Here is a 12869-nt window from a genome sequence, read left to right on the forward strand (position 1 = left end):
TTGGCGGTGAGTGATCCGGTGGGTACGACGGTAAACGACACAGATATTGCAATTGTGGGCATGGCCGCCCACTTGCCCGGTGCGACGGGGATTGATGCCTATTGGGCAAATCTGCGCGATGGGATCGAATCCATCACCCGGTTGGATGACGCGACTCTGGAGGCCAATGGCGAGAGCCTGGCCCGGATGAAACACCGCAATTATGTGCCCGCCGCTGCCATGCTGGACGGGTTTGCCGATTTTGATGCTGATTTCTTTGGGCTGTCCCCCAAGGAAGCGGCGATCATGGACCCGCAGCACCGCCAGTTTCTGGAAGTGAGCTGGGAGGCGCTGGAGAATGCAGGGCATATGCCCGAGCATTTCAAAGGGCCGATAGGAGTTTTTGCGGGCTGCGGCATGGGCAGCTATTTCTATTTCAATATCTGTTCGAACCGCGATCTGGTGGACAGCACGGGCATGTTCCTGTTGCGCCACACCGGCAATGACAAGGATTTCCTGTCGACCCGGCTGAGCCATTTTCTGGACCTCAAGGGGCCCAGTCTGGGGTTACAGACGGCCTGTTCAACGTCACTGGTGGCGGTGCATTACGCCGCCCAGGCGATTCTGAACGGCGAATGCGACATGGCGTTGGCGGGGGGCGTGACAATCGAGCTGCCGCATGGGCGCGGTTATGTGTTCGAAGAGGGCGAAATCCTGTCGCCGGACGGGCATTGCCACGCGTTTGACCATCGCGCGCAGGGCACGGTGTTTGGATCGGGCGCGGGTGTGGTTGTGCTGCGCCGACTGGCAGATGCGATTGCCGATGGCGATCACATTTGGGCGGTGATCAAGGGATCAGCGGTGAACAATGACGGCTCGGCCAAGGCCGGATACCTCGCGCCGTCGGTGGATGGACAGGCGGCAGCGGTGGCCGATGCGCTGGCGATTGCGGATGTGACGGCGGACACCGTGGATTACGTGGAATGCCACGGCACCGGCACCTACCTGGGCGATCCGATTGAGGTGGCCGCGCTGAGCGAAGCGTTTCGTGAGACGACAGAGGCCACCGGGTTTTGCCGGATTGGATCAGTCAAAACCAACATTGGCCATCTGGACACAGCTGCCGGGGCGGCGAGCCTGATCAAGACATCGCTGGCGCTGCACCATGGGCAGATGCCGCCAACATTGGGCTATGAGGCCCCCAACCCCGCCATCGACTTTGAGACCAGCCCGTTTCGCGTCAATGACCAGCTGACCGACTGGGTCAGCCATAGCGGGCCGCGTCGGGCGGGTGTGAATTCATTGGGTGTGGGGGGCACAAACGCGCATGTGGTCGTTGAGGAGGCCCCTGCCCGCCCTGCATCAGAACAATCGGACTGGCCTTTCCAACTGCTCGTGGTCTCGGGCCGGTCCACCAAGGCGTTGGACGCGAATGCGGCCCGCCTTGCGCAACATCTGCGCACCCATCCAGAGCAATCGCTCGAGGATGTGGCGCATACGCTACTGAACGGGCGGCGCGCGTTTGAAAAGCGCCGCGTTGTTGTGGCCGAGAGCCATGAACAGGCGGCTGAGCTGCTGGAGAGCGGCAATCCGCGTCGCGTATTCAACCATGCTGCGGATACCGAAAACCCAGAAGTCGTGTTCATGTTCCCCGGCGGCGGAGCGCAATATGTGGGCATGGGGCGTGATCTTTACGAGACCGAGCCGGTGTTTCAGGACTGGATGGATCGCGGCTTTGACGTGCTGGCGGGCAAGGGTGGCGAAGAATTGCGACGCTTGTGGCTGGCACAGGGCGAGGAGGACTCGGCAGAGGCCGAGGAGCGGCTGCGCCGCCCGTCGCTGCAATTGCCGCTGATCATGATGGTCGAATATGCGCTGGCTCAGCTGTGGATCAGCTGGGGTGTGAAACCCGGCGCGCTGATCGGGCATTCCATGGGCGAAAACACCGCTGCCTGTCTGGCCGGTGTAATGTCGTTCGAGGACTGCCTAGGGCTGGTGCAACTGCGCGGGCAATTGTTTGATACAGTACCTGCGGGGGGCATGCTGAGCGTGCCGCTGCCACTGGCCGAGATTGAGACCTATCTGGGCGAGGATCACGATATTGCCTCGGTCAATGCGCCAGCTTTGACGGTGATTTCAGGACCAGACGCGGCGCTCGATGATCTTGTTGCGCGGCTGGCGGCGGACGAGATTGACACACAGCGTGTGCCAATCAACATTGCTGCCCATTCGCGCATGTTAGAGCCGATTTTGACCCGGTTTGGTGACTATCTGCGCGCGATCACATTGAATGCGCCAAGCCTGCCGATCATTTCAAACCGCACCGGTGCGGCGCTGTTGGCGGGTGAGGCAACGGACCCTGAGTACTGGGTTCAGCACCTGCGCAACACGGTGTTTTTTGCCGATGGGATCACAACGCTCGCACAGGAAAATGCGCGGGTGTATCTGGAAGTTGGCCCCGGCAAAGCGTTGTCTTCCTTGGTCAAAATGCATGGTCAGGTGAAGGCGGATAAGGTCTTGTCCGCCTTACGCCACCCGGACGACCAGATCGCTGATGACGCCTATTTCCTGACCGTGTTGGGCCAGTTGTGGGCCTGTGGTGTGGACGTGGATTTCGAACAATATTGGGGCGGCGTGCCGCGTCAACGGGTTGTTCTGCCGTCTTACGCGTTTCAGCGATCACGCTATTTCATAGAGCCGGGCGTGGCGCAGGCGGATGCGCCTGACACGGCATTAATGCGGTTGGAGGACATGGGCGACTGGACCTATGCCCCGGCCTGGACACCCAAGCTGGCCGAGTGTGAAATTGACGTCGAACACGAGCTGGGCAGTGTTGAAAAACACTGTTGGTTGATTTTTGTGGATGAGGGCGGCACGGGTGCCGCGCTGGCCGAACGTTTGCGCGGTGCGGGGCAGGATGTTGTCACTGTCACCACCGGGGACGCCTTTGCCCAGACCGGGCCGGACGCCTATGTGCTGGCTCCGGAACGCGGGCGGGATGGCTATGACGCGTTGATGCAAGAGCTGGTGGGGCACGGGCGTGTGCCGGACCGGATCGTGCATATGTGGCTGTTGACCGAGAGCGAGAGCCACCGCCCCGGATCCAGCTTTTTCCATCGCAATCAGGAACAGGGGCTGATGAGCCTGTTTTTCCTGGCCCAAGCGGTGAGTGACGAAAACCTGCCGCGCCCGTTGCATTTGACGGTGGTCAGTTCAGGCGCGGTGCAGGTGCGCGGCGAGGCGTTGCCCTATCCCGAAAAGGCGACTGTTCTGGGCGCGGTGCAGGTGATCCCGCGCGAATTACCGGGTGTGACCTGTTCATTGCTGGATGTTGAGCCGCCTGCCCGCAAAGGGCATGGGGCATTGGCGTTGCGTCTGTTGGAAGACGTGATGGCCGCGCCAAGGGATTTAATCGGCGCTTGGCGAGGTGAGAAACGGTTTGAGCGTGGCTATCGCAAGGTGGCGATGGACGCGCGGGACACACCGGTCTGGCAACAGGGCGGGACGTATTTCATCACCGGCGGCTTTGGCGGTATAGGCCTGACACTGGCCGAACGGATGATCCGCGATGCCGGGGCCAATGTGGTGCTGGTGTCGCGCGATGGATTGCCCGACCGCGAGAGCTGGGCCGATTTCCTGCGCGGACATGGGCCAATGGATCGCACCGCGCAGCGCATTCGCGCAGTAGAACGGCTGGAGAGTCTTGGTGGCGACGTGCTGTGTTTGGCGGCGGATGTCTGCAACCTGGACGAGATGCAGGAGGCCGTGGCGGACGCAACGGCGCGGTTTGGAGCGATCAACGGAGTGATCCATGCCGCTGGTGTGATTGATGACGGCCCGCTGCTGGCCAAGACAAGCGCCGGGATTGACGACGTGTTGGCCCCAAAACTGCACGGTGTGCAGGTGTTGGAGACGCTGTTCCCTGATGGCAGCCTTGATTGGCTGGTGTTGTTTGCGTCCTGCTCGACCGCGAGGGCGCCTGCGGGGCAGATCGATTATGTGGCCGCGAACGCCTATCTGAACGCGTATGCGCAGGCCAAGGCGGGCGGCAAGACGCGGGTTTTGGCCATCAACTGGGGCCTGTGGGCCGAGGTTGGCATGGCGGCCGAGGCCGTGGCAGCGCGGCGCGGGGATATACCCCAGCTGGTGTTTGAAAAGCTGGACGCGCCGTTGCTGGATGCGGCTGGATTTGACGCGCAAGGCAACCGGGTGTTTACGGCGACCTACGACACCAGTCGCTGGGTTCTGGACCAGCATCGCACCGGTGATGGTCAGGCGGTGATGCCGGGCACGGGTTATGTCGAGCTGGCGTTCGAGGCACTTGCGGTACAGGGCGAGACCTGGCCGTTTGAGATGCGCGATTTGCTGTTCCTGCGGCCTTTGCAACTGGATGACGGCGTGACGCGCGACCTGCGTGTGCGATTGATCCGCAGCGCCGAAGGCTATCGGCTGGAAGTCCAGAGTGCGTGCCTGTTTGAAGGGCGCGAAGGGTGGCAATTGCACGCTGAGGCGCGGCTGATCCCGGTGCCGGATGCGCAAAGTGATGCGTTTGATTTTGACGCGGCCAAGGCGCGATGCGAGGAGACGCAATGTGGTTGTGGTGCGGCGCTGGTGTCGCCGCAAGAGGCGCATTTGCAGTTTGGCCCACGCTGGAAAGTGCTGCGCGGCACGGCGATCGGCGCGGGCGAAGGTGTTGCCCGGCTTGAGCTGGATGAAACGTTCGCTGAAGACAGCTGTGTGTTGCACCCCGGTTTGATGGACATTGCCACTGGGTGGGCGATGTCGCTGATACCCGGCTATGGGCAGGAACATCTGTGGGTGCCGGTGGGCTATGATCGGTTGCGCATGTTGGCGCCGTTGCCAGCGGAGGTACACAGCCATGTACGGCTGGCCGCGGGCAATGCCGACGACGGCATGGCACGGTTTGATGTGACAATTGCCACTCCAGACGGTCGCGTATGTTGCGAAGTCGAAGGGCTGTCGATCCGGCAAGTGGAAACAGCGGCGGGCTTTGCGCGGGCACAGCCGCTGCGCGTGTCTGAAGTGACATTTGATGACGCCGCAAGTGATCAGGCCCCGCTGTCCGCAGCAGAGGAGCGACTGGCGCATAACCTGTCACAAGGTATTCCGCCGAAGCAGGGCGCAGAGATGTTCGAACATGCGCTGCGCTGGAACGGGGCGCAGGTGGTGATTTCGTCGCTCAACCTGCCATCGATGATCGCACAGGCCAAGGCCGGTGTGTCCGAAGACAAGGGCGATGGGCAGGCGTTTGAGCGGCCCGAGCTGGACACGGATTATGTCGAGCCGACAAATGATGTCGAGCGCACTCTGGCCGGGTTCTGGCAGGATTTGCTGGGTGTCGACAAGGTGGGCATTCGCGATAGTTTCTTTGACCTTGGCGGGCATTCCCTGATCGCGGTGCGTCTGTTTGCGATGGTCAAAAAGGCATGGCGGATCGAGTTCCCGATTTCGGTGCTGTTTGAGGCACCAACGGTTGAAAAATGCGCCGCCATGATCTCTGAGCGGCTGGGGCCGCAGGCCGAAAGCGCCGAAGAGGGCGCGACCGCGACCGAAGAGGTGCCCCCGGCACGGCGGTTCACCCATCTGGTGCCGATGCATCAGGGCGAAGGCGGCAACAAGACGCCATTCTTCCTTGTCGCCGGGATGTTTGGCAATGTGTTGAACCTGCGCCATCTAGCGCATCTGATCGGCGCGGATCGTCCATTCTACGGCCTTCAGGCGCGCGGGCTGTTTGGCGAAGACGTGCCACATGATGATCTGGTGCAGGCCGCAACGGATTACATTGCCGAGATGCGACAGGTCCAGCCGCATGGCCCCTATCTGTTGGGCGGCTTTTCGGGTGGCGGGATCACCGCCTATGAGATCGCGCGACAGTTGGAGACGGCGGGCGAGACCGTGTCGCTGGTGGCCATGCTGGACACACCTTTGCCTGTGCGCCGCCCGCTTAGCCGGGGTGACCGGATGCGCATTCAGCTGCAAGAGGTCAAGGCCAAGGGGCCTGCCTATCCAGTGATCTGGGCCAGAAACCGGATCGCCTGGGAGATGGAAAAACGCCGCGCGCCAGAAGAGACAGCGCAAGAGTCTCAAGGCCAGCAATTCCACGACGCCGAGATTGAGGCCGCGTTCCTGCGCGCTGTAGCGGACTATCCCATTCAGGGTTGGCAAGGCAACCTGGTGCTGTTCCGCCCACCGCTTGCGGGCAAGTGGGACATGGGTGACGGGCGTCTGGTGGACAAAGACCGGGCCTATGTCTTTCACGACAATGATTGGGGCACACTGGTGCCAGATGTGCGCGTGTTCGAGGTTCCTGGCGACCATGACAGCATGGTTTTGGAACCGAATGTACGTGTGTTGGCAACACGGATGAAACGAGTGATCGAGGCGGCGGAAAAATCCGCGCCACCACGAGATCACAAGGAGGCCGCAGAATGACTGTTCCCAGTCTTTTGACCATTATCCTGAACTTCAGGACGCCCGAAATGACACTTCAGTCGGCCGAGGCGGCCTTGCGCGAGATGAAGGATATCGACGGGCATGTCGTGATCGTCGACAATGACAGCGGCGACGGTTCGTTTGAGGCCATCCAACAGGAATTGTTGCGCCCTGAATGGCCGCATGAGCGGATCGAAGTGATCCAGTCGGGCCACAATGGCGGCTTTGGTGCCGGAAATAATTTTGGCATTCGCTACGGCATGGAGGAACATGCCTATGACTATGTCTATATCCTGAACTCTGACGCTTTTCCTGACGCAGGCAGCGTCTCTGCCTTGCTGGACCACATGCAGGCCAACCCCAAAACCGGGTTGGCGGGCAGTTATATCCATGGGCCAGACGGCGATCCACACCTGACTGCGTTCCGCTTTCCGTCAATCTGGGGCGAGCTGGAAGGGGCGGCGCGCGTGGGGGCGGTCAGCAAGATGCTGGAGAAACACATCGTTCCATTGCCGATCCCTGACAAAACAACGCAAGTCGATTGGCTGGCAGGCGCGTCAATGATGATCCGGCGCGAAGTGCTCGCCGAGATTGGGCTGTTTGACGAAACTTTCTTTCTCTATTTCGAGGAAACCGATCTGTGCCTGCGCGCCGCGCGCGCCGGGTGGACCACCGATTATGTACGCCATAGCGAAGTCACGCATATTGGCTCGGTTTCTACCGGTATGAAAACCTGGACCCGGATGCCGAGCTATTGGTTCGACAGCCGTCTCTACTTTTTCCGGCGCAATCACGGCGGCCTTTATGCCGGTGTTGCGACGCTGGCCCATGTGGCCGGTGCCCTGCTTTGGCGATTGCGCCGCGTGATCGGGCGCAAGCCAAAACGCGATCCGGCATGGTTCCTGCGGGACCTGATTACGCATTATTTCAAGTTCTCTCTCAAATCCCAAACGCGCGAACGTAACAGGATACCCAAGTTTCCGTTTTCAGCCGAGCCCGCCTCGGGGGGAGAAATGCTATGAGCCTAGATACAATTTCCGCAAACGCCCCGATGAACGCCGTTTTCATCGGCAATGAGAGCCTATTGATCCAGTGTGCCACCCTGTGGCGCGATACAGGCGGTGGGATCGGCGCGGTGGTAACGCGCGCGCCTGAGATTGCCGATTGGGCAACGGATGCTGGTTTGCGCGTCGTGTCTTCGGACGCGGATCTGGTTGGTGAATTGCGCGATGTGGCATTTGACTGGCTGATGTCGGTGGCCAATCTGGACATGCTGGACGAGGCCGTTTTGGCCCTGCCGCAGAAGGGTGCGGTGAATTTCCATGACGGGCCGTTGCCGCGTTATGCCGGGTTGAATGCACCGGTATGGGCGCGGGTTGCACAGGAACCGCGCCATGGCATCACGTGGCACATGATCGAGGCTGGGGCGGATACAGGCGACATTCTGGTGCAGCGTATGTTTGACGTTAGCCAAGCCGATACGGCGCTGACGCTGAACACCAAGTGTTACGCTGCCGCGATCGAGAGCTTTCCCGAGGTCATTCAGGCCCTGGCAGATGGGTTGCCAGCGCGGCGCGCGCAGGACATGTCGCAGCGCAGTTACTTTGGGCGCGGATCTATGCCTGCTGCTGCGGGGCGGCTGGATTTCCGCTGTGACGCGCAAGAGGTGGTCGCGCTGGTGCGCGCGCTGGATCACGGCGAATATTTCAACCCGATCACCGCACCCAAGCTGGTCGCGGGCGGCAGGGTTTTGCTGGTGCATGGCGCGGAGCTGGCCGAAAGTGCCGGGCGCGGAGAGCCGGGCGCGGTGTTGGGTGTGAGTGATGACAGCGTGACTATCGCCTGTGGGCGCGGCGCGGTGGTTTTGACGGGGTTGAGCGACACCGATGGTGCGACAGAAACGCCTGCGCAGGTGATCCGGGTGGGCGAGCGTCTGCCAATGACGGATCGTGCGGCGGCAGATGCATTGCGCATGGTGATGACGCAGGCCGCCGAGGCAGAAGCGTTTTGGCGCAAACGGTTGCAAAGCTATGTGCCTGCAAGCCTGCCATTGGTGCGTGCGACCGGAGATTTGCCGGACATGCGGCGCAGGGATGTAACCCTTGCGGGCGCGGACGCGATGACGGCACTGGCCCTCTGGGCTTTGCGTTCGGGCGCGCCGGAACGGTGTGATATCGCGTTTCGAAGCGCCGAAATGCCCAAGGCTGCGGGGTATCTGAACGATTGGGTGCCGCTGCGCATTGGGGCCGAAATTCTGCATGGGACGGTGCGGTCAGCCCGCGAAGAGATCTCGCAAGAGGCGATGAGCTGCACCCGAAAGGGTAGTTTTGCCCGCGATCTGGTGGCGCGTGATCCCAAGCTTTCTGCCCCTGTCCTGCCCGATATCGCGGTCAGCCATGATGGTGTGATCGAGGGCGCAGCGCTGTGTTTTGAGATCACTGCGTCGGGATGTGTTTTGCATTTTGATGCGGCGCGAGTATCCCAAGACCATGCCGCGCGGCTGACAACGCGGCTGGAGTTACTGGCCGGTGCCATGCGGGACGAGGCCGATGCCGGAACGCTGCCGATCCTGTCGGATGCGGAGCGTATAGAGATACTTGAGGCATGGAACGCCACCGAGGCGGCGTTTGACCCAGATTTCACTATGCAGGCCCAGTTTGAGGCGCAAGTGGCAAAAACGCCCGACGCGCCGGCGCTGGTGTTTGAACATGAGGTTCTGAGTTATGCTGAGCTGAATGCGCGGGCCAATCGCGCGGCACATGTGCTGCGGGACATGGGTGTGACGCGCGGATCGCTGGTTGGATTGTCGCTGCGACGCTCAACAAATCTGGTTGTTGGCGCGCTGGCGATCCTTAAGGCGGGCGGAGCATATGTGCCGCTGGATCCGGCCTATCCAGAGGATCGGATTGCTCATTACATCAAAGATTCCGGTTGTGGCGTGATCGTCACGCAGGCGGCGCTGGCCAAGGCGCTGCCTGACGCTCAGGCGCAGGTGTTGGAGCTGGACACAGACACCCGCCTGAGCGCAGCACCAGATGACACCCCCGCGCCGGTGTCGGCGGGGGGCGATCTGGCTTATCTGATTTACACCAGTGGATCGACCGGCACACCCAAAGGGGTGATGGTAGAACATGGCAATGTGGCCAATTTCTTTGCCGGCATGGACGCGCGTATTGACCATGCGCCCGGCGATACATGGCTGGCGGTCACGTCGCTGAGCTTTGATATTTCGGTGCTGGAGCTGTTCTGGACGCTGGCGCGTGGGTTCAAGCTTGTGCTGTCCGGCGACGAAACCTCGACCCAGATTTCCAACGGCCGCCTGCCTGCGGCAAGCGGTGGGATGGAGTTTTCGATCTATTATTGGGGCAACGATGACGGGCACGGCTCCAAGAAATACGAGACCTTGCTGGAGGGCGCGAAATTTGCCGACGAGCATGGTTTCTGTGCGGTCTGGACACCCGAGCGGCATTTCCATGCCTTTGGCGGCCCCTACCCTAACCCATCGGTGACGGGCGCGGCGGTGGCGGCGGTCACCAAACAGATCGGTGTGCGTGCCGGGTCTTGTGTGGCCCCGCTACACCACACTGCGCGCATCGCCGAGGAATGGGCGGTGATCGACAACCTGACCAATGGGCGCGCCGGGCTGGCGATTGCCAGTGGATGGCAGCCGGATGATTTTGTGCTGCGCCCGGAGAATACGCCGCCCCGGAATCGGGATGTGATGTTTGAGCAGATGGCCGATCTGCGCAAGCTGTGGCGCGGGGAAGAGGTGGAATTTGCGCGCAAGGAAGGCTCGATGCATTCCGTACTTACGCAACCGCGCCCGGTGTCCAAAGAGCTACCACTGTGGGTGACAACAGCGGGCAACCCCCAGACATGGAAAGACGCGGGCAGCAACGGGTGCAATGTGCTGACCCACTTGCTGGGCCAGAGTGTTGAAGAGGTGGGTGCAAAGATTGCGCTGTATCACGATGCGCTGCGCGAGGCGGGACATGACCCGGATGATTTCACCGTAACATTGATGCTGCATTCATTTCTGGCGGAAGATCGCGACACCGCGCGCGAGATCGCGCGGGAACCGATGAAGGATTACCTGCGCTCCGCCGCCGGGTTGATCAAATCTTATGCCTGGGCCTTTCCGGCGTTCAAGAAACCTGAAGGGGTGAAGAACGCGTTTGAGTTGGATCTGGGGATATTGTCAGAAGACGAGCTGGAAGAGATTCTAGATTTCGCGTTCCTGCGATATTTCGAAGAAAGCGGACTGTTTGGCACGGTTGAGGACGCGCTGGATCGGGTGGAACAGGTCAAACGCATTGGCGTGACCGAGATTGCCTGTCTGATCGACTATGGCATCGACACGAACACGGTGTTGCAGGGGCTGCGGCCCTTGGCCGAGGTGTTGCGGCGCACAAATGAGGGCGGAGAGCTGGACCCCGAGGATACGTCGATTGCGGCGCAGATGCTGCGCCACGAGGTGAGCCATCTGCAATGCACCCCGTCAATGGCGCGCATGATTGCGATGAATGACGAGGCGCGGTTTGCGTTGCAGGGTGTAAAACACCTGATGGTCGGGGGCGAGGCGCTGCCCGGTGCGTTGGTCGCGGACCTGAACGCGGCGACCCGGGCCGATGTGCAGAATATGTACGGGCCAACCGAGACGACAATCTGGTCCTCTACTGCGATGGCAGAGGCCAGCGAGGGTGTGGCCAATATTGGTGCGCCGATCGCCAACACACAGCTTTATGTGCTGAACGAGGCGGGCGCACCGGTGCCCGTGGGTGTACCCGGAGAGCTGTTCATTGGTGGCGCAGGCGTGACACGCGGCTATTGGCGGCGCGAGGCGTTGACGGCGGAACGGTTTGTCGAGAACCCGTTTGGTGAAGGGCGCATGTATCGCACCGGTGATCTGGTGCGTTGGCGCGATGATGGGCGGCTGGATTTTCTGGGTCGGGCAGACCATCAGGTCAAACTGCGCGGCTATCGTATTGAGCTGGGCGAGATCGAGACGCGGCTCGAAGAGCTGGTCGGGATTGATCAGGCGGTTGTTTTGCCGCGTGAGGATACGCCGGGTGATGTGCGCCTTGTGGCGTATCTGCGCGGTAATGCTGTGCCGGGTGACACCGATATTCGCGCAGCCCTGCGCGAGACCCTGCCAGAATTCATGCGGCCACAACATTATGTGACATTGGCCGACTTCCCGTTAACACCGAACAAAAAGGTCGACCGCAAGGCACTGCCTGCACCGGAGGCAACGCGCAAGCTGAGCAAAGCCGCGCCAGAACCGGCAGCGGTGGTTGTTGAGAGCGGAACCGATAGCGATCTGGCACAGGTGGTGGCGGATGTCTGGGCCGAGGTTCTGGGCGTGGCGCAGGTCTCGGGGACAGACAATTTCTTTGACCTTGGCGGGCATTCGCTCTTGGCGGTGCAGGCGCACCGGGCCTTGCGCGAACGCACGGCGGCCAGCGGGCTTTCGATTACTGATATATTCCGTTATCCGGTGCTGGGTGCGCTGACTTCGCGTTTGCAAGAGCTGACAGGCGGTGGGAAATCTGGTGATGCACCCGAAACGGCGTCTGCCGAGGACGTTGCAGAACGTGCATCGAGCCGCGCCGAAACAATGTCTAAACGTCGTGCCATGCGCGCGCGGCGTCGTGCAGGGGCCCAATGATGACATCAGCCAATCACCTGACCGTATTGGAAAACCAAGCCCAAAGCTGGGCGCCACAGGATGTGGGGGTTGCCGTGAGCGATCCCACGCGCCCCGCGCCGCCGGTTTGGCCACAAGAGGCGTTGACTATTGCGCGCGCAGTCCCGGCGCGCAGACGCGAGTTTGCTGCGGGGCGTGACGCGGCGCGGCGCGCGATGAACGCATTGGGGCTGGACGCCCAAGCGGTGCCCGGTGGAGCAAACCGCGCTCCACAATGGCCCGTTGGGTTAACCGGCACAATTAGCCATGACGCCACAAGCTGTGTCGCGATGGTGGCCTTGTCAGGTCAATTTCGCGGGCTGGGTGTGGATGTCGAACCCGACGCGCCCTTGCCAGAGGATCTGCTGCCGGAAATCTGTGTTCCGGCTGAACGTGCTTGGTTAGAAGCGCAACCCGCAAATGAACGGTATCGATTGGCGCGTCGGATTTTCTGCGCCAAGGAAGCGGTCTATAAGGCGCAATTCCCGGTAACGCGGCTGCTGTTTGGGTTTGACGCGGTCGAAGTGCAGCTAAATGCACAAGACAACCGGTTTGTCGCCACATTTCGCCATCATATTGGCGCGATCCGGGCAGGCAACGTGGTGTCAGGGCGTGTTGGCGCGGTGGCAGGCCATGTTCTGGCGGTGGTCGCATTGGGTGCGCAGGCAGGATCACAAAACGCGGATTTCCCCGTTTCAGCCATTGGATAACCACATTCACTCGCCACATTAAGGTGAACAGAGCGCATATA

4 protein-coding genes are annotated in these 12869 nt (G+C 61.2%); all 4 read left to right on the forward strand.

Annotated features, from left to right (window positions below; genetic code table 11):
* Positions 1–6: 6 nt before the first annotated feature.
* Genes CLV88_RS12695 through CLV88_RS12710 form a run of 4 tightly spaced genes read left to right on the forward strand, consistent with a single transcriptional unit; the run spans position 7 to position 12828 of the window.
* The gene (locus tag CLV88_RS12695; RefSeq protein WP_279338349.1) at positions 7–6432 is read left to right on the forward strand and encodes a type I polyketide synthase; all 6426 of its coding nucleotides are present in this window, start codon (positions 7–9) and stop codon (positions 6430–6432) included.
* Positions 6429–7454 carry a glycosyltransferase gene (locus CLV88_RS12700; protein WP_106608780.1) on the forward strand — a complete coding sequence of 342 codons (1026 nt, stop codon included), beginning with the start codon at positions 6429–6431 and terminating at the stop codon, positions 7452–7454. Before CLV88_RS12695 ends, CLV88_RS12700 begins: the two co-directional genes overlap by 4 nt.
* Entirely contained in the window at positions 7451–12100 is a 4650-nt protein-coding gene (locus CLV88_RS12705) for a MupA/Atu3671 family FMN-dependent luciferase-like monooxygenase (RefSeq protein ID WP_243403658.1), read from the forward strand. Before CLV88_RS12700 ends, CLV88_RS12705 begins: the two co-directional genes overlap by 4 nt.
* Positions 12100–12828: a 4'-phosphopantetheinyl transferase family protein gene (locus CLV88_RS12710; protein WP_165798889.1), complete on the forward strand. Its 729-nt coding sequence runs from the start codon at positions 12100–12102 to the stop codon at positions 12826–12828. The genes CLV88_RS12705 and CLV88_RS12710 overlap by 1 nt, the downstream gene beginning before the upstream one ends.
* Positions 12829–12869 lie beyond the last annotated feature (41 nt).

This window comes from Shimia abyssi, from assembly GCF_003014475.1.
Taxonomy (GTDB): Bacteria; Pseudomonadota; Alphaproteobacteria; order Rhodobacterales; family Rhodobacteraceae; genus Shimia; species Shimia abyssi.